The sequence below is a fragment of the Flavobacterium sp. PL002 genome (assembly GCF_054165825.1).
Genome location: NZ_CM135110.1, coordinates 1821666 through 1845409 on the forward strand (window position 1 = coordinate 1821666; position 23744 = coordinate 1845409).

At 34.4% G+C, this 23744-nt stretch carries 17 protein-coding genes and 1 riboswitch; of the genes, 14 read left to right on the forward strand and 3 right to left on the reverse strand.

What is annotated here, in order from left to right:
• Window positions 1-54: 54 nt before the first annotated feature.
• The 10 genes from ACVEGE_RS07940 (at window position 55) to ACVEGE_RS07985 (ending at window position 13324) form a co-directional block, all read left to right on the forward strand.
• Window positions 55-1950 (forward strand): hypothetical protein, encoded by a 1896-nt coding sequence (locus ACVEGE_RS07940; protein ID WP_192499920.1) that lies wholly within the window; start codon window positions 55-57, stop codon window positions 1948-1950.
• A 182-nt stretch (window positions 1951-2132) separates the two neighbouring features.
• On the forward strand, window positions 2133-3455 hold the full coding sequence (locus ACVEGE_RS07945; protein WP_192499921.1) for a TolC family protein: 1323 nt from the start codon (window positions 2133-2135) through the stop codon (window positions 3453-3455).
• Window positions 3456-3459: 4 nt separating this feature from the next.
• Complete coding sequence (locus tag ACVEGE_RS07950; RefSeq protein ID WP_192499922.1) at window positions 3460-4668, forward strand: efflux RND transporter periplasmic adaptor subunit; 1209 nt, start codon at window positions 3460-3462, stop codon at window positions 4666-4668.
• A 5-nt stretch (window positions 4669-4673) separates the two neighbouring features.
• Window positions 4674-5420 carry an ABC transporter ATP-binding protein gene (locus tag ACVEGE_RS07955; protein ID WP_225738050.1) on the forward strand — a complete coding sequence of 249 codons (747 nt, stop codon included), beginning with the start codon at window positions 4674-4676 and terminating at the stop codon, window positions 5418-5420.
• Between the two features lies 1 nt (window position 5421).
• Entirely contained in the window at window positions 5422-6642 is a 1221-nt protein-coding gene (locus ACVEGE_RS07960) for an ABC transporter permease (RefSeq protein WP_192499923.1), read from the forward strand.
• 11 nt (window positions 6643-6653) lie between these two features.
• Entirely contained in the window at window positions 6654-7688 is a 1035-nt protein-coding gene (locus tag ACVEGE_RS07965) for a sensor histidine kinase (RefSeq protein ID WP_225738051.1), read from the forward strand.
• Between the two features lie 57 nt (window positions 7689-7745).
• The gene (locus ACVEGE_RS07970; protein ID WP_192499924.1) at window positions 7746-8471 is read left to right on the forward strand and encodes a LytR/AlgR family response regulator transcription factor; all 726 of its coding nucleotides are present in this window, start codon (window positions 7746-7748) and stop codon (window positions 8469-8471) included.
• 282 nt (window positions 8472-8753) lie between these two features.
• On the forward strand, window positions 8754-12218 hold the full coding sequence (gene ileS, locus ACVEGE_RS07975; protein WP_192499925.1) for an isoleucine--tRNA ligase: 3465 nt from the start codon (window positions 8754-8756) through the stop codon (window positions 12216-12218).
• A 7-nt stretch (window positions 12219-12225) separates the two neighbouring features.
• Complete coding sequence (locus tag ACVEGE_RS07980; RefSeq protein WP_173851229.1) at window positions 12226-12606, forward strand: TraR/DksA family transcriptional regulator; 381 nt, start codon at window positions 12226-12228, stop codon at window positions 12604-12606.
• A 121-nt stretch (window positions 12607-12727) separates the two neighbouring features.
• Entirely contained in the window at window positions 12728-13324 is a 597-nt protein-coding gene (locus ACVEGE_RS07985; RefSeq protein ID WP_173855961.1) for a lipoprotein signal peptidase, read from the forward strand.
• Between the two features lie 182 nt (window positions 13325-13506).
• Here the strand turns inward: ACVEGE_RS07985 and ACVEGE_RS07990 are convergent, their stop codons facing one another.
• The 3 genes from ACVEGE_RS07990 to ACVEGE_RS08000 form a co-directional block, all read right to left on the reverse strand.
• Complete coding sequence (locus tag ACVEGE_RS07990; RefSeq protein WP_192499926.1) at window positions 13507-14649, reverse strand: PKD domain-containing protein; 1143 nt, start codon at window positions 14647-14649, stop codon at window positions 13507-13509.
• Window positions 14650-14755: 106 nt separating this feature from the next.
• Window positions 14756-14959: riboswitch (cobalamin riboswitch) on the reverse strand.
• Window positions 14960-14993: 34 nt separating this feature from the next.
• A complete protein-coding gene (locus ACVEGE_RS07995) occupies window positions 14994-15563 on the reverse strand; it encodes a 5-formyltetrahydrofolate cyclo-ligase (RefSeq protein ID WP_173851223.1) in 570 nt (189 codons plus the stop codon).
• A complete protein-coding gene (locus ACVEGE_RS08000) occupies window positions 15550-16527 on the reverse strand; it encodes a succinylglutamate desuccinylase/aspartoacylase family protein (RefSeq protein ID WP_192499927.1) in 978 nt (325 codons plus the stop codon). The genes ACVEGE_RS07995 and ACVEGE_RS08000 overlap by 14 nt, the downstream gene beginning before the upstream one ends.
• A gap of 137 nt (window positions 16528-16664) precedes the next feature.
• On the opposite strand from ACVEGE_RS08000, the gene uvrC reads away from it, so the two are divergent.
• The 4 genes from uvrC (at window position 16665) to hppD (ending at window position 23505) form a co-directional block, all read left to right on the forward strand.
• The gene (uvrC, locus tag ACVEGE_RS08005) at window positions 16665-18461 is read left to right on the forward strand and encodes an excinuclease ABC subunit UvrC (RefSeq protein ID WP_173855957.1); all 1797 of its coding nucleotides are present in this window, start codon (window positions 16665-16667) and stop codon (window positions 18459-18461) included.
• 56 nt (window positions 18462-18517) lie between these two features.
• A complete protein-coding gene (locus tag ACVEGE_RS08010) occupies window positions 18518-20719 on the forward strand; it encodes a patatin-like phospholipase family protein (RefSeq protein ID WP_192499928.1) in 2202 nt (733 codons plus the stop codon).
• Between the two features lie 181 nt (window positions 20720-20900).
• Window positions 20901-22058: a homogentisate 1,2-dioxygenase gene (locus tag ACVEGE_RS08015; protein WP_173855955.1), complete on the forward strand. Its 1158-nt coding sequence runs from the start codon at window positions 20901-20903 to the stop codon at window positions 22056-22058.
• 286 nt (window positions 22059-22344) lie between these two features.
• Window positions 22345-23505 carry a 4-hydroxyphenylpyruvate dioxygenase gene (gene hppD / locus ACVEGE_RS08020; protein WP_173851212.1) on the forward strand — a complete coding sequence of 387 codons (1161 nt, stop codon included), beginning with the start codon at window positions 22345-22347 and terminating at the stop codon, window positions 23503-23505.
• Window positions 23506-23744: the final 239 nt, after the last annotated feature.

A 23744-nucleotide genomic window follows, 5' to 3' on the forward strand; every position in this document is an offset into this window, starting at 1 on the left:
AACCAAAACCAATATAGCCATCAAAATTCATTTTTTGATGGCTTTTTTTTTACTATGAAGAAAACTTTACTATTCTTATTCTTTTTTGGACTTTCACTAGTACAAGCCCAAGAAAAAGTAAATTTCAAGAAAAAGAAATTTTATGTTCCAGCAATTACCTATGCTGAATATCCTTGCTTAGATAATGTTTTGACGCAAACTACCATTTATCAGGTGGATAGTGAGTTAAGAGCCGAAGAGATAAAATTTAAAAAGATATTTTTTAATATCGACGGATACATAAAACAACCCGAAGGAAAACTAAAAATATACGTAACTATCCCTTTGCCCCAGTACAGCCGTACGCAAGCGGATAGTACCTATGACAAAGAGAATAAACAATGGAAATACAGTGTATATTCTAAATATCAAGTTAAGATTAATGTTCAGGTAAAATGCATTGATAAGATAGTCTTTTCACAAGATTTTGACAATTCTGAAATTGACCGAATAAGCGGAACGTATCAAAAAGGACAGCTTGCTAAAACTATTGAAGACACTGATCGCAGAATTAGAGAAAATGATGTCAATGAAAATTTTGGTATAGAGAAAGTTCTAGAAGCGTCTATGTATCGCATACAAAATCTGTTAAATTATAAATTGAGCTACGGCACAACAGAGACTAAGGAGAAGTTTGAGTTCTTAACGTCAAAAGAACATTCTGAATACGGTAAAATGCTCAGTTTTGAAAATGAAATAACGAGTCAGCTTGAAAAGATAACGGTAGAAAAAGGATTTGATTCTAAATTGCTAACGCCTCACTTGGTATACCTTGAAAGTTTAGTGCAAAAGTATCCAGAGTCAGAACAAAACTCCGATATTAGATTCATTATAACTAATAATTTAGCGTATGCTTATTTACTTTTAGAAAATAAAGAAAAGGCAATTTATTATGCTGATTTATTAATTAAAAACGGCCAACAAACCTCTAGAGGAACTGATATTATTGACCGAGTAAATAAAGCTAATTTTGTTGCCAATACTGTTAGAACGCATACCAATCGTTTTGTTGAATTGAAAAAATTAGGATTTAAAATTCAGGAAGATAAAGAAGACGCCAGGATTGCTTTTTTTGAAAAAATAGAACAACAAGAGGTTGATTGGGAACAAGAAAAAATAAATAGAACAAAATATTTAAGATTGATTACTGATCGAAGAAATAACATTCTTGATTCTATTGCTTTTCAAAATAATCCAGAGTTATTGGACAAGATTATTTCTGGTTTAGGAGGTAGCGAAGCAATTAAAAACATTCAGAAAATCCATTTACTATCTAAATTAAATTTTGAAGAAAGTAATGTGCCTCAATCAGAAGAGAAATGGGCAACACCCACAAATTATTTACTTCGAAAAAAAATGCCTGACAATTATTACGAAATAATAAATGGACCAGAAGCTTGGAGCTATCAAGATAGGAGTGTAGGAGAAAAATGGGTGAAGTTAACTAATTCTGATTATTGGGAAATTAGTAATAATCTAGATCCAATAAATTTATTGACATCTTTTAGATTTGATCTTTGGAACAAGTTAGAGTTGTTACCTGATGAGACTTCTGACGGAAGGCTTTGTTACCACTTAAGTTACACTGAGAAAACTGTCAATGCTAAAAACAGAGTAATCCCAAAGACCGAATACCATTACTTTATCGATAAAGAGAAATTCAACATTGTGTCTTCAGAGAAAACAGAATTTGAAGAAGGACAAAGAAATTCTTACGAACGTAAGGTATACCAAGATTACAAAGGGATTTCTAATTTAAACTATGGTCAAATTCCACATAAAATTTTATATGAATTTGAAGATTACTACGGAGATACTTTTTATCAAGAGGACCGATCTAAAATAGAAGTTAATCCTGTTTTTTCGAATAGAATTTTTATTAAAGAAGTGTATGCCGGTGGTTTTAGGTAGTATATCTCAAGAAATATAGAATTAAATGCCTCTAGTAGCAACGCGCTATCTAGAGGCATTTTTAGTTTAAGTCCATTTTCTCATCTATAAAATATCCCTTTCTAACCCTAAAAAAACCTTCTCCATCTATTCTGGTTTGTGAGGAGAGCTATTCTAATGAAATTTGGTAAAAATTCTATCAAATGAAAATATATATAGTCATCGGGTTTCTATTTTGCTCCCTCTTTTCTTATTCACAAGAAGTGAAAGCAGAAAAGTTGTGGACATTAGAAGAATGTATCGCTTATGCTAAAGAAAAAAGCATTACCGTAAAATCAGTCGCTCTAACACTAGAATCGGCACAAGTGAATTATGAGAAATCAAAGTCTATGCGTTTGCCTAATTTAATGGGGAGCGTTTCGCAAAATTTCTCTAGTGGGAACACTGTAGATCCTATTACGAGTAGTTATGTATCGCAGCAAATAAATTCTACGAGTCTTATTTTGACGTCATCTGTAACCTTATTTCAAGGAAATCAGTTGAACAATCAAATCAAGCAAAATGAGTTATTAGTACAACAAAACTCCTTGTATGTCGAGGAAGCCAAAAACAATGTAGCATTAAGCATTACGGAGTCTTACTTGCAAGCTTTATACAGTAAAGAGGGAATAGGTATTGCTCAAAATAATTTGACTTCGTCAGAGAAAGAAGTAGTACGATCTAAAGCGCGATTGGATGCCGGTAGTATCGCCATGAAAGATTATACGGATGCAGTCTCACAAGCAGCAACCAATAAATACATCTTAGTAAGTGCAAAAAACAACTACGCACAGCAATTGATTGTTTTGAAGCAATTATTAGAATTAACGCCTGAGGATAGTTTTGATATCGCTGATTTTGAAACTCAAAATAGCCTGCTGACTACAATTCCCAATAAATTGGTGGTTTATAATCAAGCTATTAATAATTTACCAGAAATTAAAGCAGCTACTTTAAGTAAAGCAGTTTCAGAAAAAGGATTGGATATTGCTAAAGGAGCTTATTTACCTACGCTTTCATTGTCAGGAAGTTTGGGGTCTGGCTATACTAGTATTCAAGACGCCAACTTTACAGATCAAATGAATTTGAATTTTAATCAAAGAGTAGGCTTGTCTTTATCGATTCCTATTTTTAATCGAAATCAAACCAAAGGACAAGTTGAATTGGCAAAGATTAATATTGAAAAAGCCGATATCGAGTCACAAACCGTTCGAAAAGAACTTTACGCAAAAATCGAAACGTCTTGGCAAAATGCGACTGCTTCTGTAGAACAATTAGAGGCCTCAAAAATGGCAACTGATGCTGCGAGCGAATCGTATAAATTGGCTCAAAAAAGATATGAGTTAAACGATTTGAGCACAACAGATTTAATTGTGAGTCAGAACATGTTTACCAATGCGCAGCAAAATTACATTCAGGCTAAGTACTTGAACATACTATACTTTCAATTATTACAATTTTATCAAGGGAACGAAATTAAACTATAAAATCATGAAGAAAAATATCATTATAAAAGCATCTATTGCAATCGCAGTTTTGGCAATTGCGTATTTCGGGTTTACCTTTTTTTCGGGATCAGAAATCGCAGCTATAAAAGCAGAAACTATCAAGGCTAAAACAGCTAATGTAATTACAACTGTTACAGCAACTGGAACTTTGCAACCTATTACTGAAGTGAGTGTGGGTACACAGGTTTCTGGAGTAGTTCAAAAAATTTATGTGGATTACAATAGCGTGGTAAAGCAGGGACAATTGTTAGCTGAGCTAGATAAAACCACATTAAATTCGGCAGTTGTTCTGGCACAAGCTGCCTACGATGGTGCCACAAATGAGCAGCGCTATATGCAAACTGTTTACAGTCGTCAAAAAACATTGTATGACAGTAGTGTAATCAGTAAATCTGATTTTGATCAAGCCTTATATCAGTTAAATAACGCAAAAAGCATTGTTTCACAAAGAGCATCAGATTTGGCAAAAGCCAAAACCAACTTGAGTTATGCCAATATTTATTCGCCAATAGACGGCGTGGTTTTATCAAGAGCGGTAGAAGAAGGGCAAACAGTAGCATCATCTTTAAGTACGCCAACATTATTTACAATTGCGGAAGATTTGAGCGAAATGCAAGTAGAAGCTAACGTGGATGAAGCCGATATAGGTCAGGTAAAACAAGGACAACGAGTTTCTTTTACAGTAGATGCGTATCAAGGAGAAGAGTTTGCTGGGGAGATTACCCAAGTAAGATTAAACCCGACAACAACTTCAAATGTTGTGACTTATACAGTGGTTATAAAGGCAGAAAATCCAGATTTGAAATTAAAACCAGGATTAACGGCTACAATTACCATTTATACATTAGAATTAAAAGATGTGTTAACGCTTGAAGCAAAAGGAGTGAATTTTGAACCAGACATGCAAGTTGTGAACAACTATCAAAAAGCGAATGGATTTTCACCGGTTGATGTGGTTGCTAAATCAGGAGCTGAGTCAGGAACAGCTACTATATGGGTAATGACAAGCAAAGGAATTGCATCCAAAACTATAAAAACAGGAACTAGTGATGGTATAAATGTTGAAATTCTTAGCGGACTGTCAGCGGGTGAAGAAGTGGTTTATAATTTAAAAGCGTTGACAAAAACCGAAGTAAAATCGGAACGTGGAGACAATGAGAGTCCGTTCATGACTAAACGTGGAAAAAAATAAGAATTATGTCAAAAACAATCATTAAAATAGAAGATTTGAAACGCTCTTTTACCATGGGTGAAGAGACGGTTCATGCTTTAAAAGGAATTTCGTTCAGTATTCAAGAAGGGGAATTTGTAACCATTATGGGAACGAGTGGGTCTGGAAAAAGTACGCTCCTGAATGTTTTGGGATGTTTAGACCAACCAAATTCTGGTTTGTATCAAATAGATGGTGTTTCGATAAAAGAATTGACTAAAAACGAGTTGGCTCGAATTAGAAACGAGAAAATTGGTTTTATTTTTCAATCTTATAATTTATTAGCTAGAACTACCGCAATAGAAAATGTGGAGTTGCCTTTGCTTTATAGTACTAAAAAACTATCGCCACAGGAAATTCATGATAAAGCTTTAAAAGCATTGGAACAAGTCAATCTATCAGCAAGACTTGATCATACGCCTTCGCAGCTTTCAGGTGGGCAACAACAAAGAGTGGCGATTGCAAGATCTCTTGTAAATGAGCCGGTAGTGATTCTTGCTGATGAAGCTACAGGAAATCTAGATACGAGAACTTCATACGAAATCATGGCTTTGTTTCAAGAGTTGAACAAGCAAGGAAAAACCATTCTGTTTGTAACCCACGAGCCAGATATTGCCACATTTACAGGCAGAACTATCGTGTTGAAAGACGGGCATATCATCCAAGATTACATTAACAACAATGTTCAATCGGCAGCCGAAGCACTTTTAGCTTTGCCAATAGAAGAAGTCTAATATGAGAACGCAAAATTTATTAAAAATATCCTGGAAAGCAATTGTGCTTAACAAGATGCGCACCTTTCTTACCATGCTAGGAATTATCATTGGGGTAGCCTCTGTAATTGCCATGCTGGCCATTGGGGAAGGATCGAAAGAAAGTATTAAAACTCAAATTTCGAGTATGGGTTCTAATATGATTACTATAAAACCTGGTAGTGATGTGCGTGGTGGCGTAAGTCAAGGAAGTAGCGCCATGGAAACCTTGACTTTAAACGACTATGAAGCCATTAAGAAGGAAACCACCTTGCTTACCTCTTTTTCGCCATTGGTAAATAGTGGAGGTCAATCCATTTATGGAGCGAATAACTGGCCAACTTCAGTTTATGGAGTGGCGCCAGACTATTTGAAAATTAAAATATGGGATGTAGCCGAAGGAAGTAACTTTACGGAAAAAGAAGTTAGTTCAGCAGCAAAAGTGGCAGTTATTGGGCAAACAGTTGCTGAAAATTTATTTAAAGAAGGTGTAAGTCCTATTGGTAAAATGATCCGTTTTAATAGTATTCCGCTTAAAATTATTGGAGTTCTAGAAAGTAAAGGGGAAAGTACTGGTGGTCAAGACCAAGATGATGTTATCCTTACGCCTTATACAACAGTACAAAAAAGAATTTTGGCGATCACGCATTTGCAATCCATCGTGGTTTCGTCTATAAGTGAGGAAGATGCGCCAAATGCAGTACTTGAAATTAATACTTTATTGAGAAAAAATCATGGTTTAACGACAAATCAAGTAGACGATTTTTATGTTATTTCAATGGAAGAAATGATCAAAACATTTAGTTCTACCAGTGAGATGTTAACGGTTTTGTTAGTAGCAATTGCGAGTATTTCATTATTAGTGGGTGGCATTGGGATTATGAACATCATGTATGTTTCGGTAAAAGAGCGTACAAGAGAAATAGGTTTGCGTATGGCAGTAGGTGGTCAAGGCTCTGATATTTTGATGCAATTTCTTATTGAGGCCATGTTAATCAGTATTACTGGTGGTATAATTGGTGTGTCTTTGGGTCTAGGAACGACTTTATTTATAGAGAAGGTGTTACACTGGCCTACTTCTGTGACGAGTTCTTCGATTGTAATTTCGTTTGTAGTTTGTGCCATAACCGGAATATTCTTTGGATGGTATCCTGCTAAAAAAGCATCAAGTTTAGATCCTATAACAGCACTTCGTTACGAATAAAAATAGAATAAATGAATTTTATAAAGAGTAAATCTGGCATCGTTTTTTTTCATGTAATGGTTTGGCTACTATTGTTTAGTCTCCCGTATCTGTTGTCTTCAGGGCAAAGTCAGGAACTTCGTAATTTAGCCTTGCATTCATGGATACCGCTGGCATTTTATGCGCTGCTTTTCTATCTCAATTATTTTGTTTTGGTTGACCGCTTTCTTTTTCATAAAAAGCTTTGGGTTTATATTATTATCAGTATTGGGTTAATTCTGTTTTTTGTGGGATTGAATAAGTTATTTCGCTATTATTTTTTTTCGGATTTTATTGCTAGTAAAGTGCTGGATAGTGGTAAGCCCCCTAGAAACTTCTTTTTGTACATAGATATTATCTCTTTTTCGGTACCTATTATTTTTTCCCTAGCATTAAAAACCATTCAAAGATGGGTCAAAACAGAAGCGGAGCGCGTGGAAGCAGCCAACATAAAATTACAGTCTGAATTGCAGCATTTAAAGTACCAGTTGCAACCACATTTTTTCTTTAATTCGCTCAATAATATTTACTCACTGGTCGATATTTCTCCTGATATGGCCAAGCAAACTATTCATAGTCTAGGGAAATTAATGCGTTATTTATTGTATGAAACTAATAATGAAAAGGTAAGTTTGAAGAACGAAATTACTTTCATGACCAATTATATTGAGTTGATGAAGTTGCGATTGAATGACAATACTACGGTACACTACTCTTTTCCAGATTTGAAAACCGACATACAAATTGCACCGTTACTGTTTATTTCTTTAATCGAAAATGCCTTCAAACATGGAGTTTCTGGGGATAAAGCTTCTGCTGTAGTTTTCGAAATGAAAATTGAAGACAAGCAATTGACATTTTACTCAAAAAATCAAAATTTTCCTAAAACAGATAGTGATAAAAGTGGTTCGGGTATCGGACTTGATAATGTAGAAAAACGACTTTCTTTACTGTATCCAGATCAGTTTTCTTTTATTGAAAAGATTGAAGAAGGTATTTTTTCAGTTTGTTTGAAAATCGAAGTATAAATTGGTTTGTTTGGAAAACTTTAAATTTGGAACAATAGCATAAAAAATTAAATTAAAATGGCGGAGAAAATATCATGTTTGATTGTAGATGACGAACCAATGGCGTTAAACTTAGTGGAAAGCTATGTTTTGAAAACACCCTTTTTACATTTGGTTAAAAAGTGTCATAGCGGTATTCAAGCGCTGTCGTATTTAGATGAAGAAAAAGTCGATTTGATTTTTTTAGATATCCAAATGCCTGATTTAACGGGTTTGCAACTAGCCAAAGTACTTCCTAAGTCAACAAGAATAATTTTTACCACTGCTTTTGATCAATATGCCATTGAAGGTTTCAAAGCCGAAGCCCTAGATTATTTGCTAAAACCATTCGATTATTCGGAGTTTTTAATGGCTGCTACCAAGGCCAAAGAATGGTTTGAATTGGTTAAAAACCAAGAGAAAAAAGCACCAGAAACACAAGATTTTCTTTTCGTGAAATCAGAATACAAGCAGATAAAAATAAACTTAAAAGACGTTTTATATTTTGAAAGTTTAAAAGATTACGTTAAAATTTGGCTTAAAGCCGAAACTAAACCCATTCTCACTTTAATGAGTTTGAAAACCCTTGAGGAAGAACTGTCATCCGATCAATTTATGCGTGTGCATCGTTCTTTTATCGTTTCATTAAATAACATCGATACTATTGAGCGCAGTCAAATTCTAATCAATAAGCAACGCATTACAGTTTCGGACCAATATAAAAACCAATTTTTAGCATTTGTTTCTAATAACTCATTAGATTGATGTTTTAGAATTGTAAATCAATAAATAAGTGTAACTCATTCCTTGTTTGTTTAAGCATAAAAGAAATTTTTTTAATAAAAACAAAAAGGGTTTTTATTAAAGCGCTCCATAGTAGCCGTTTATTTATCATAACGGCTACGATAATCCATTGTTGCAGAGGAGCGATATGCTCAATTAGATTCTTCAAAACAATATCAGCTCTGTAAGCAAATTTTGCCTTTTGTCTTTTGCCTTTTTACTATAAATGACTACTTTCGCACTTCGATTAAAGAAAAGGATAAAATGAGCACAAAATTTACTGAATACAAAGGACTTGACTTGCCAACAGTAGCATCAGAAGTACTTGATTTCTGGAAGAAAGAAAACATATTTAAAAAAAGTGTAACGACCCGTGAGGGTAATGAACCATTCGTATTTTTTGAAGGGCCACCTTCAGCAAATGGTTTGCCAGGTATTCACCACGTAATGGCGCGTGCGATCAAAGATATTTTTTGCAGATATAAAACTCAAAAAGGGTACCAAGTTAAGCGTAAAGCAGGTTGGGATACCCATGGTTTACCTGTAGAATTAGGTACCGAGAAGGAATTAGGTATTACAAAAGAAGATATAGGAAAGTCTATTTCCATCGAAGAGTATAACGAAGCTTGTAAGAAAACAGTAATGCGTTATACTGACGTATGGAATGATCTTACCGAAAAAATGGGATATTGGGTAGATATGGAAGATCCATATGTGACTTATAAACCCAAATATATGGAAACGGTTTGGTGGATTTTGAAACAAATCTATAACAAAGACTTGATGTACAAAGGCTACACTATTCAGCCATACTCTCCAAAAGCAGGAACAGGATTGTCTTCTCACGAAGTAAATCAACCAGGAAGTTACCGTGATGTTACGGATACGACTGTTGTGGCGCAATTTAAAGTCCTCACCCCAACCCTCTCCAAAGGAGAGGGAGACGTTGTGGGAAATACTTTTGCCAAAGCTTTCGGGCTAGACTCGCTTTCTTTCGGAGAGGGCAGCAGTGGGGACTTTTATTTCCTTGCTTGGACCACTACTCCATGGACATTGCCATCAAATACGGCTTTAACTGTTGGACCAAAAATCGATTACGTTGTTGTAAAAACATTCAATCAATATACGTTCTTGCCTACAAATGTAGTTTTGGCTAAAAACTTAGTTGGAAAACAATTCGGAAAAGGATTCTTTGCTAGCGAAGAAGCTGCTGACTTTGAGAATTATAAAGGAGGAGACAAGAAAATCCCATTCCAAGTTATTGCTGAAGCAAAAGGGGCAGATTTGGTTGGAATCAAATACGAGCAATTAATGCCGTTGGTATTGCCGTATCAAAACGCTGAAAATGCTTTTAGAGTAATTTCGGGTGATTTTGTAACTACCGAAGATGGAACGGGAATTGTACATACGTCACCAACATTTGGTGCTGATGATGCAAAAGTAGCCAAAGAAGCTACTCCAGAAGTACCACCAATGTTAGTTTTGGATGCAGATGGTACTCCGGTACCATTAGTAAACTTACAAGGAAAATTCATCGAAGGATTAGGTGATTATTCAGGTAAGTATGTTAAGAACGAATATTATGACGATGGTGAGGCTCCAGAACGTTCCTTAGACGTGGAGATTGCTATTCAGTTAAAAGAAGAAAACAAAGCATTCAAAGTGGAGAAATATGTTCACAGTTACCCACATTGTTGGAGAACAGACAAGCCTATTTTATACTACCCACTAGATTCATGGTTTATTAAAATCACAGAAGTTAGAGACAGAATGTTCGAATTGAACGAAACGATTAACTGGAAGCCAAAATCGACTGGAGAAGGCCGTTTTGGGAACTGGATTAAAAATGCTAATGACTGGAATTTATCTCGCTCTAGGTTCTGGGGGATTCCATTACCAATTTGGAGAACAGAAGACAAACAAGAAGAAATTCTAATAGGTTCTGTTGAAGAATTATACAATGAAATAGAAAAATCGATCGCTGCTGGTGTTCAAAAAGAAAATCCTTTTAAAGGTTTCGAAATTGGAAATATGGACGAAAGCAATTATGATTTAATCGATTTACATAAAAATGTAGTAGATGAAATCACTTTACTTTCTCCATCTGGAAAACCAATGACGCGTGAAGCTGATTTAATTGATGTATGGTTTGATTCTGGTTCAATGCCTTATGCACAATGGCATTACCCTTTTGAAAACAAAGATAAAATAGATCAAAACAAAGACTTCCCAGCTGATTTTATTGCAGAAGGAGTAGATCAAACACGTGGATGGTTTTATACCTTACACGCGATTTCTACTTTAGTTTTTGATAAAGTTGCTTATAAAAATGTGGTTTCTAATGGTTTAGTACTAGACAAAAACGGACAAAAAATGTCTAAACGTTTAGGGAATGCTGCAGATCCATTTGAAACATTAAATGAATACGGTCCTGATGCCACAAGATGGTACATGATCTCTAATGCAAATCCTTGGGACAACTTAAAGTTTGACTTAGAGGGAATTGCTGAGGTGCGTCGTAAATTCTTTGGAACATTATACAATACGTATTCTTTCTTTAGTTTGTATGCAAACATTGATGGATTCAAATATGAAGAAGCGGAGATTCCGGTAAACGAAAGACCAGAAATTGATCAATGGATCATCTCAGCGTTGAATACGTTAGTGAAAGATGTTGATGGTTTTTATGCAGATTACGAGCCTACAAAAGCAGCACGTGCTATCTCTGATTTCGTTCAAGAAAACTTAAGCAATTGGTACGTTCGTTTGTGTCGTCGTCGTTTTTGGAAAGGGGAATATGCACAAGATAAAATTGCTGCATACCAAACTTTGTATACCTGTTTGTTAACCGTAAGTAAGTTAAGTGCACCCATTGCACCGTTCTTCATGGACAAACTTTACAGAGACTTAACGCAAGCAACACAGTCTGAAAAGTTCGATAGTGTACATTTGGCAGAGTTTCCAAAATACGTTGAAAACTTTGTTAATAAATCGTTAGAGAGTAAAATGCAAAAAGCGCAAACCATTTCTTCACTAGTGTTATCACTACGTAAAAAGGAAATGATTAAAGTGCGTCAGCCATTACAAAAGGTAATGATACCAGTTCTTGACGAGAACCAAAGAGCTGAAATAGAGGCGGTTTCTGACCTAATAAAAGCAGAGGTTAATGTTAAAGAAATCTTACTTTTAGACGATGCGTCAGGGGTTTTAGTAAAGCAAATCAAACCTAATTTTAAAGCTTTAGGCCCTCGTTTTGGTAAAGATATGGGCTTGATAGCTAAGCAGATACAGGGTTTTTCTGCAGATCAAATTAACGAAATAGAGGCAAAGGGTGCTATTGAAACTGTAATTGCAGGAAATAGTATAACTTTAACTTTGGAAGATGTAGAGATTACATCCCAAGATATAGAGGGCTGGTTGGTTGCAAATTCAAACGGAATCACCGTTGCACTTGATATTGTAATCTCGCCTGAATTGAAAAAAGAAGGGATAGCAAGAGAATTAGTGAATAGAATTCAGAATCTTAGAAAGGATTCCGGATTTGAAGTAACAGATAAAATAAAAGTCTACTTACAAAATAACGCGACGCTAGAAGAAGCAGTTCAAGTAAATGCAGACTATATAAAATCAGAGACACTGACTGAGGAATTAATTTTTACAGCAGCGTTACCTGAAGGAATTGAAATAGAATTTGATGACATAATAACCAAGATAACAATAACTAAATAACAAACCCATGGTAGACGAAGCAACACGATACTCTGATGCCGACTTAGCAGAGTTCAAGGATATAATTCTAAAGAAAATTGACAAGGCTCAAGTAGATTTAGATTTGATAAAAAGTGCTTACATGAATGACTTGAATAATGGGACTGATGATACCTCTCCTACATTCAAAGCATTTGAAGAAGGAAGCGAAAGCATGTCTAAAGAAGCCAATTCACAATTAGCAATACGTCAAGAGAAGTTTATAAGAGACTTGAAAAATGCATTATTCCGTGTAGAAAATAAAACATACGGTTTATGCAAAGTAACTGGTAAGCTAATCAGTAAAGAAAGATTAAAAATTGTTCCTCATGCAACGATGAGTATAGAAGCTAAAAACCTGCAACGATAAGAAATTTAAAATTGCAGCATTAAAATAATCCCAAATACCAACAAATAGTTATAAAATTATTGGTATTTGGGATTTATTTTTTTAGAATTTACCTATTTTTGCGCCAATTAAAATTCTCACAATGTCATTACGAAAAGCGTATCTACTTATCTTCATCATATTAATCATTGATCAAGTCTCTAAAATATTTGTAAAAACTAATTTTATATTAGGTGAAGAAGTTCAAGTTTTTAACTGGTTTAAAATCCTGTTTATAGAAAACGAAGGAATGGCTTGGGGAACCGAAATCCCAGGAACATACGGTAAACTTTTTCTAACATTATTTAGATTAGCTGCCGTAGGCGGTATAGGTTATTGGTTGTGGGATTCTATTGAAAGAAAACACAGTTCTAATTATCTCGTTGTTGCTATCGCTTTGATACTTGCGGGAGCATTTGGGAATATTATTGATTCTGTTTTTTACGGTGTTATTTTTGACGACAGTCACCAGCAATTAGCAACCCTATTTACAGATCAACCTTACGGAAAGTATTTTCATGGTAAAGTAGTTGACATGTTTTATTTCCCTTTTTGGCACGGAAATTTGCCTAGCTGGTTGCCGTTTTGGGGAGGAAGAGATTTTACTTTTTTCAACGCAATTTTCAACGTTGCTGATATGGCAATATGTGTTGGAGTAGGAATATTAATATTTTTCAATAAAAAAGCATTCAATAAATAAGATATTGCGGTTGTTTATAGGAGCAATTTCCTGCTGTACACTGTATCTCTTGTGGCAAACACTGCCACAACAGGATGCCGTTTCCATCAGGGCTAGCGTTTCCGTTTTTCAACAACTATTATATACAAAAGGCAGTGACTATTAATCACTGCCTTTTGTATATATTTAAAAATAGTACCTTTTTATTTTACCATAGAAAGATCTGAAGCGCCTTTTACTTCTGTAGATAACTCACCTAGCCAACCTGCATTGTATTGTGCACCAGTGTAAACTTTTACAAAATCGATACCTTTTAATTTAACTGATTTAGATTGATTGTTTACAGCCCAGTCAATCTCCATGGCATTTCCTCCATAAATGCTGTATTCAGCGTCATAATTATCAACATATCCCCATTCTAAGGCATCAATCGTAACGTAGCTGCCTGGATTTACAATAGGGAAAACGCGCGTTCCTTTAAATGTAACTTCTTTTTTCTCAGCAATAAATAACGGAAAGTAGTTTTGTTTGTGGTAAGTGTTTACAGTAACATTATCTGCACTTCCTTTGTTGTCTGTCCATAAAACATTAGCATATTCCTCTGGATTTACATAGGTAGTTTCATAATTAAGAATTGTTCGCTCTTTAAAATAATTACTTCCTGCTAGTTCGTACCAAGTATCATCGGCAAGGCCATTTCCATTTTCGTCAAAGGAAACTTGTACAATTCCAGGTTCTGAGAGTCCTTTAAATGCATTTCCATAAACCACAAAATCTTTTTGATCTACACGGTTTTCAATTGTATGATCAAAACTAAAAATTACATAACCTCCCCACGCACCTAATGAAAGCGTGTTTGTCTTGTTTCCAATTATTTTTTCGGCATATTCTGGAGTTCCAAAACCAGCATTTATAAACTGTCCTGGCGCCGGTTTGTATTCCATTATTTTAGTAATGAATTCAGTACTTGTTTCCGTTTTTGGACGAAAATATAAAGCATAAGGATCTATCAATTTAATTTGATAGCTGCGCTCAATAGTATTGCTTGCTGTTACTTTAAATTTAAGTGTGAAATTTTCAGCTATTTGAGGTACATAATTTAAACTTTGAGTTGTCGCGATTGATTCGTCATTTTTTGACCATTCAAAACTTGCACCCTCAGGTAAGTTTAGAATTTCAGGAGTGATTTTTAAAGTGTCTCCTATTATTAGTTCATAAACACCTTGATACTCTACTTCGGCAAATTGAATGGGTGTAATTGTAGGATCATCAGTGTTAGTACATGATGTGAGTAGCGTGAAGCCACAAAAAAGCAGAAAAATGTAATTAGTTAGTTTGTTTTGCATTTGAATTGTATTAAAATTAATAATTGTGATTAACTTAATTACAAAACAATAAGGAATAAAATATAGGAATAGAAAATCTACCCCAAAGCTATAACTCCCGAAAGCTTTGTTGTTGTGCTTCTTGGCAGGTCTTCTGACTCATTCCACTTTTTAAACCTTCCCATCAAAAAATCTGACAGTGGTAATTTTAAAAAGCATGTCCTGTTTAACAGGAAGAACTTACAGCAGCGGGAACTGTTCAGGATTTACACCTGATTCCCTTTTAATGTATCTACTTGAAATAAATACAACCAAAAAGCGGGGCAATATTAGTGATTTTATATTAAATAAAAGTGATGGCCACTTTAAAATCGATAAGTGGTTTCTGGAGTGATGCAATAATCGAGTTGTACATCGCCTTCAAAAATATCCGAAATTATTGTTTCGGCTTCAAAGAAGGATAATCCTATTTTAATTACTTCAGGTTTGCATTCGGCTAAAAATTTATCATAAAACCCTTTGCCATATCCTACTCTATTTCCTTTTTTATCAAATGCTAAAAGCGGAATAAAAACCACGTCTATTTTTTTTGAAGGCACTTCGATTCCGTCTACGGGTTCTGGAATGTTATAGGCATTCTTCTTAATTCGGGTATTATCTGTAAGTAAAAAATGAGTCATTATTCGGGTCTCAAAGTCGGCTTTTGAAACAATAATTTCTTTGTCTTTTCCGGAAAGTAAGTGTAGAATCAACTCAGTATCCACTTCTTTATGTTCTACTATAGGAAGGAAAACATGAAAATAAATTTTATCCCAAATAGGAAGCGTCAGTAACTTATTGGCGATAGCCAAACTATTCTCTTCAATTTCAATTTCGGAAAGATTTTGTCGAAGATTTTTGTATTTCTTTCGGAGTTCTGTTTTAGTGTTTGGCATTTATAAGCGTCTTTGAAATATGATAAACAGCATCACCTTGATAAACAATAGGTGCTTGGTTTGCATTGATAATATACCCGTCATTTGGGGCTTTTATTTTACGCTCAAATTTCCCAAAAGGATCAGTAATAGTGGCTAGAACGGTTCCTTTGGTGACAAATGCACCTACATAACCATTGTCATGTAGTAATCCAGAGCATTTAGCACGAATCCATGCTGATTTTTCTATATATATTGTTTTCTTGTTTTGATCTTCAATAAAGTGTTTTGAGTCTAACATATCAAGATGTTGCAGGATTCTTTTGGCACCTTCAACACCGGCATCAGCAACAGGGTAATTAATATCAAGTGATTTTCCGCCTTCAAAAAGCAGCATTTTTACATTTAGTTTTTGACTAGCATTTCTAAAAGTTCCACCAATGTTTTTTGAATATAAAGTAAAAGGGGCATTAAAAGCATCGGCCAAATCTTTAAGATCTTCATTATTAGGGGCAAGTCTTATTTGAGGGGCATTAAATCTACTCGCGCCACCCGCATGAAAATCGACTGCATAATCAACAACAGGCATAATTTCAGTAAGAAGGTGAAAGGCAAAACGACTGGCGAGTGACCCTTTTTTACTTCCGGGAAAAACCCGATTTAAATCCCTACCATCTGGAAATTGACGCGACATATTTACAAAACCAAACATATTTATTACCGGAATACAAATGGTTGTACCTCGTTTTGGTTTATTGATTTTTTTAGAAACTAGCTGACGAACAATTTCGACACCATTTATTTCGTCACCATGAATTCCAGCAGAAAAAAGAACTGTAGGGCCGTCAATTTTAGAACGCTGTACAATTATTGGAATCTTAAGTTTTGTCGCGTTATGGAGTTTTGCGATTTCCATGTTAATGGTTTTGCTTTGTCCTGGCAAAATAGTTTCTCCTAGGATGGTAATGGTTTTTGCGTTTTTCATATTGAATTAAAAGCTAAAAATAGAAATAATTATTTTGAATTCGTAAATTTGAAAATAAATAAGCAGAGGTTTGTAAAATTAACACCCTCAAATAGGAAAGTTGCAGTAAACGGCATCTTTTTTGAAATAAAAACACAATGGATAAACCAACTCTCCAGCTCCAGATACAAACTCTACCAGATAGTCCTGGCGTTTATCAATATTATGATAAAGAAGGGAAAATTTTATATGTGGGTAAAGCAAAAAATCTAAAAAAACGAGTTGCTTCGTATTTTAATAAAATCCACGATACGGCCAAAACAAACGTATTGGTTAAGAAAATAGTAACCATAAAGCATATTGTAGTTCCTACAGAAACTGATGCGCTTTTATTAGAAAATAACCTGATAAAAACATTGCAACCGCGTTACAATGTTTTACTACGTGATGATAAAAGTTACCCTTGGATTTGTATCAAGAAAGAACCTTTCTCTCGCATTTTTGCCACTAGAAGGATGATTAAGGATGGCTCTGAATATTTTGGCCCATATACTAGTTTTAAAACAGTTAACACTATTTTAGAATTGATAAAAGAATTGTACCCTTTACGAACATGTAATTATGATTTAAGCCAATCGAATATTGATAGTGGTAAATTTAAAGTTTGTTTAGAATATCATATTGGCAATTGTAAAGGACCTTGTGAAGGGTATGAAAGTTTAGAAAATTATCAAAAACAAGTAGATGCTATTCGGGAAATACTAAAAGGGAATTTCAAGGAAAGCATGAAGGATTTTAAACGGGTAATGATTGAGCTTGCTCAAGACATGCACTTTGAAGAAGCACAAAAAATAAAAGAAAAAATAGAAGTACTTGAGAATTATCAATCGCGTTCTACGATTGTGAACCCAAAAATTACTAACATAGACGTTTTCTCAATCGTATCAGACGAAGCGGCAGGTTTTGTAAATTTTTTACAAATTTCGCATGGTGCTATTATTCGCTCGCACACGATGGAAATTAAGAAAAAACTGGAAGAAACTGATGAAGAATTATTAGAACTAGCCATAATAGAGTTAAGGGAGCGTTTTCAGTTATTGTCTAAAGAAATTATTGTGCCTTTTAAAGTAGATTTGGGCGAACAAATAAAAGTGACAGTACCACAACTTGGGGATAAAAAACAAATTTTAGACTTATCGATTCGCAATGCAAAATTTTACCGCATTGAGCAATTAAAGCAATTACAAATCGTTGACCCTGATAGGCATACTAACAGGATTATGGCGCAAATGCAAAAAGACTTGCGATTGCCTGTTGAACCAAGGCATATTGAGTGTTTTGACAATTCTAATATTCAGGGTACAAATCCTGTTGCTGCTTGTGTGGTTTTTAAAGATGGAAAGCCCAGTAAAAAAGATTACCGTCATTTTAATATAAAAACAGTCGAAGGACCAGATGATTTTGCCTCTATGACAGAGGTAGTTTATAGGAGGTACAAAAGGTTACTTGATGAAAATGAACCGTTACCTAACTTAATTATTATTGATGGAGGTAAAGGGCAATTATCAGCAGCGTTAAAGAGTTTAGATGATTTAGAGTTGCGAGGAAAAATTGCTATAATCGGAATTGCAAAAAGACTAGAGGAGTTATTTTATCCTGGGGACTCAGTACCTTTATATTTAGATAAAAAATCAGAAACTTTAAAAGTGATTCAGCAATTGCGAAATGAGGCACATCGTTTTGGGATTACACATCATCGCGATAAACGGAGTAAAGCGGCATTAAATTCTTCAATAGAATCAATTCCCGGAATAGGCGAGAAGACTATGTTGACACTGATTCAGCATTTTAAAAGTGTAAAAAGATTAAAATTAGCCACAGAAAAAGATATTACTGCGGTAATAGGTGTGTCTAAAGCAAAAAAAATTGTCGACTTTTACAAAACCATAACCTAATAATCGTTTGGAAGCGAATTGTTAAAGGAATAAATCCCTAAAAATAATAATTATTTATGAAGCAGTATAAACTTTTAATATTCACGCTTTTCTTTTGTTTGAGTGTATTTTCGCAAGAGCAAAACCGACCTAAAATAGGGTTAGTGCTTAGCGGAGGAGGAGCCAAAGGATTTGCGCATATAGGTGTTTTAAAAGTATTAGAAGATGCAGGAATTAAGATTGATTATATAGGAGGAACCAGTATGGGAGCAGTCATAGGGGGGTTGTATGCTTCAGGTTATACTGCTTCACAGATTGATTCTATTTTTCAAAAAACTAATTTTGATGAGTTAATAAATGATTTTGTACCCAGGTCTTCAAAGAATTTCTACGAAAAAAGAAATGATGAATTATATGCCTTAGTACTGCCATTTACTAAGTTTAGAGTGGGCATTCCAGAGGCCCTTTCTAAAGGAATGTACAATTTTAACTTAATTAGTAAATTAACTCGTAATGTAAGGCATGTTAGGGATTTCAATAAATTACCAATTCCTTTTTTATGTATTGGTACTGATATAGAAACTGGAAAACAAGTCATATTGGATAGCGGTAACTTGCCGCAAGCTATAATTGCTAGTGCGGCGTTTCCGTCGTTATTTTCACCTGTAGAGGTCGACGGTAAATTGCTAGTTGATGGAGGTGTTACTAATAATTATCCTATTGATGAAGTTAGAAAATTAGGTGCTGATATTATTATAGGTGTTGATGTTCAAGATGATTTGTTAACTAGAAAATCTTTAAAAGATGCAACACGTATTCTAGTTCAAATAACCAACCTGCATTCCATTGAAAAAATGAAAGAGAATGTAGCTCAAACAGATATTTATATTAAGCCAGATATTAAGGACTACGGCGTTATCTCTTTTGATAAAGGAAATGAAATTATCAAAAAGGGAGAAAATGCTACGTTTGCAGTGTATGATAAAATTCAACAACTAGCTGAAGGACAAACAGCTTATGTGAAACCAAAAATGATTATCAATAAAGATAGTTTAGAAATAAAGGATATAAATATCAATCATTTAGATGATTTTACAAGAGATTATGTACTTGGAAAATTACGTTTTAAACCCAACACTAAAATTAGTTATGAACAGTTAGAGCGTGGGATAAACAATATCAATGCTACACAAAACTTTAGTGTTATCAATTACTCTTTAGATGCTAACAATGGTGATGATAATTTGAGTTTGCAATTAAAAGAGAATCAAACAAAATCTTTTCTGAAATTTGGTTTGCATTATGACGGCTTGTTTAAAAGTGGTATTTTAATTAATCTAACTCGTAAAAAGACATTTTTTAAAAATGATATTGCTTCTTTAGATGTTGTTTTAGGAGATAACTTCAGGTACAATTTTGATTATTATATTGAGAATGGCTATAATTTAAGTTTTGGGTTCAAGTCAACTTTAAATCAATTTAACCGTAATGTAGTAAGCCAGTTAGGTGGTTTAGACCTTGCAGATGTAAGCGTAAATAATATTAATGTTGATTTTTTAGACGTTACCAGTCAATTTTATTTTCAATCTTTATTTGTTCAAAAATTTTTAATAGGTGGAGGGTTAGAGTATAAATACCTTAAAATAAATTCAGAAACGGTAACTGCAACTGCGCCTGTAATTGATAAAAGTAGTTATGCAAGCGTTTTTGGATACATGAAATATGATTCTTTTGATGATAAAGACTTTCCTACTAGAGGATGGTTTTTCTCAGGAGATATAAAGTCATTTTTATTATCATCAGATTATACAAAATCTTTTGAGCCTTTTAGTATTGCAAAAGCAGAATTTGGATTAGCAGCAACTTTATTTAAAAAAGCCACTATAAAGTTTCAAACAGAAGCTGGTTTTTCTTTTGGAGACCAAAGCGTACCGTTTTTTAATTTTATTTTAGGTGGTTATGGATATAAAACATTTAATAATTTTAGACATTTTTACGGTTACGATTTTTTAAGTATTGCTGGAGATAGCTATATAAAAACTACAGGTACGGTTGATTATGAAATATTTAAAAACAACCATGTTAATTTTACGGCTAATTTTGCTAATTTAGGAAATAGAATATTCGACTCTGTAGACTGGATTTCGATACCTAAATATTCGGGTTATGCTGTAGGTTATGGATTAGAAACGGTTATTGGCCCCATAGAAATTAAGCACTCTTGGTCTCCCGAAAATTCAAAAGGATACACTTGGTTTAGTGTAGGATTTATGTTTTAAATTTAATTTATTTCAATAATAATTCCGATATTTGTTATAATGAAAACAAAATGGGCAGGTTTGTTAACGTATCTTCAATTCCTTATCAAGAGAAATCCTGAATAGGGTACTCTTTTTTGATTTAGAATAGCAAATTTCAAAGCCTTCTAGCTTTATTTAGTTACACTTTAAACAAAAAAACATGCCATTATATCATAAATTAGGGACTTTTCCTCAAAAAAGACACACGCAATTTGTAAAACCAGATGGAGGTTTTTACTACGAACAGTTATTTGGTACCGAAGGGTTTCATGGTCACGCCTCTTTATCGTACCATGTTCATAGACCAACACAGGTTAAAGAAATACTTAAATCGTATTCAGTAGAACCAAAAATTGCCATTGGTAAAAACATAAAATCATTGCTACTTAAAGGTTTTGAATTGAAACCAGCCGATGATTTCTTAGAAAGTCGCAAACCCATGTTAGTCAATAAAGACTGTACAATAGGACTTGCTGCGCCCCGAAAATCACTTACAGAATATTTCTATAAAAATGCCGATGCCGATGAAATGATTTTCATCCATAAGGGAAAAGGAAAATTACGCACTATGTTAGGGAATATCCCTTTTGAGTATGGAGATTATCTGATTATTCCTCGCGGAATCATATACCAAATTCAATTTGAAACTGAAGAAAACAGGTTATTCTACGTCGAGTCGTTTGCTCCTTTTTACACACCAAAGCGTTATAAAAACGAATCTGGACAACATTTAGAACATTCTCCTTTTTGCGAACGTGATTTTATCTTGCCAAGCGAGCTAGAAACACACGACGAAAAAGGCGACTTTTTAATCAAAATCAAAAAAGAAGGCATGATGCACGAAGTGGTTTATGCCACGCATCCTTTTGACGTAATAGGTTGGGACGGATACAATTTTCCATACGGATTTAGTATTCACAATTTCGAACCAATAACTGGGCGTGTACACCAACCGCCACCGGTGCATCAAACATTTGAAACCGCTACATTTGTTGTTTGTTCCTTCGTGCCAAGGTTGTATGATTACCACCCAAAATCAGTTCCGGCACCTTACAATCACAGTAATATCGACAGTGATGAAGTATTGTATTATGTTGATGGCGATTTTATGAGCCGCAACAATATCGAGCAAGGACACATCACCTTGCACCCAAAAGGGATTCCGCACGGCCCAGCGCCAGGAGCAATGGAACGTAGTATAGGCCATAAAGGTACAGAAGAGTTGGCTGTAATGGTCGATACCTTCCGTCCGTTGATGGTTACTGAGGAAGCAATGGGACTCGACGATGGCCAGTACTATAAATCATGGGTCGAATAGTTATTGTGTAGAGCGACGCAATCGTACTAAGTATATCAAGTACTATAGGGAGCTATTTCCTGCTATTCGTTGCAAACGATGTTCACTGAACTCCAATGAAAATATAAACAAAGTGAGGAAATCTTTTTTTTCGGTTAAAAAACCTCAAAAAAGGATTTCCACTGCTATCAGGGCTAGGGCTTAAGTGCAAATAATAAACAAATTTTAAAGTAAAAAAATCAGTGAAAATCAGTTTAATCTGTGGCATCCGCGATATAAAATTAGATTTCACATAAAAATAAACAAAATGGCAAAAGAAGTAAAATCAGTAGAATACGGATTAGAAAAAATATTTGAAGGAGCACAAGATTTCCTTCCGTTATTAGGAACTGATTATGTAGAATTCTACGTAGGAAACGCAAAACAATCCGCTCATTATTATAAAACAGCTTTCGGTTACCAATCATTGGCGTATGCCGGACTAGAAACAGGAGTAAGAGATAGAACGTCTTATGTTTTAAAACAAGACAAAATACGTATTGTATTAACGACGCCTTTAACACAAGACTCACCTATTCATGAGCATTTAAGAAAACACGGTGACGGAGTAAAAGTAGCTGCTCTTTGGGTTGAAGATGCAACTAGCGCTTACGAAGAAACTATGAAACGTGGCGCACGTTCATTTATGGAGCCAACTGTAGAAAAAGATGAGCATGGAGAAGTAGTGCGTTCTGGAATTTACACTTATGGAGAAACAGTTCATATATTCGTTGAGCGTAAAAACTACAATGGTGTTTTCTTGCCAGGCTATAAAGAATGGAAATCAGATTATAACCCAACACCAACAGGTTTAAAGTACATTGACCACATGGTAGGAAATGTAGGTTGGAACGAAATGAACACATGGGTGAAGTTCTATGAAGAGGTGATGGGATTTGTAAACTTCCTTTCTTTTGATGACAAACAAATCAATACAGAATATTCTGCTTTGATGAGTAAAGTAATGTCAAACGGAAATGGTAGAATTAAATTCCCAATCAATGAACCAGCCGAAGGAAAGAAAAAATCACAAATCGAAGAGTACTTAGATTTCTATGGAGGCCCAGGAATACAACATATAGCAATAGCTACTGATGATATTATTAAAACAGTAAGTGAATTAAAAGCAAGAGGAGTTGAGTTTTTATCAGCGCCACCACATACTTATTATCAAGCAATTCCAGAACGTTTGGGAGAGCACATGAAAATGATGAAAGAAGATTTAGGTGAAATAGAAAAGTTAGCCATCATGGTAGATGCCGATGAAGAAGGGTATTTATTGCAAATTTTTACTAAACCAGTACAAGATAGACCCACCTTGTTTTTTGAAATTATTCAAAGAATGGGAGCCAAAGGTTTTGGAGCGGGAAATTTTAAAGCACTTTTTGAATCAATCGAGAGAGAACAAGAATTACGAGGAACTTTGTAAAAACGTCTTTTTTTTGCATTATGTGAAAAAATAACTATTCAAACAGTTCGGATTTTATCAATGATTTGTTAAACTTTTTTTTTAGTTTTCATATCTAGTTTTGTTAACTACCTTTGCACTCGCAAAATGGAAGGGGTGGTTTCCTTCCGATTTGATATAAATTTCATAATTTATAGTTTTTTGGTTAGTTAATAGCATAAAAACTCAGTCATTATTTGACTGAGTTTTTTTGTTTTAAT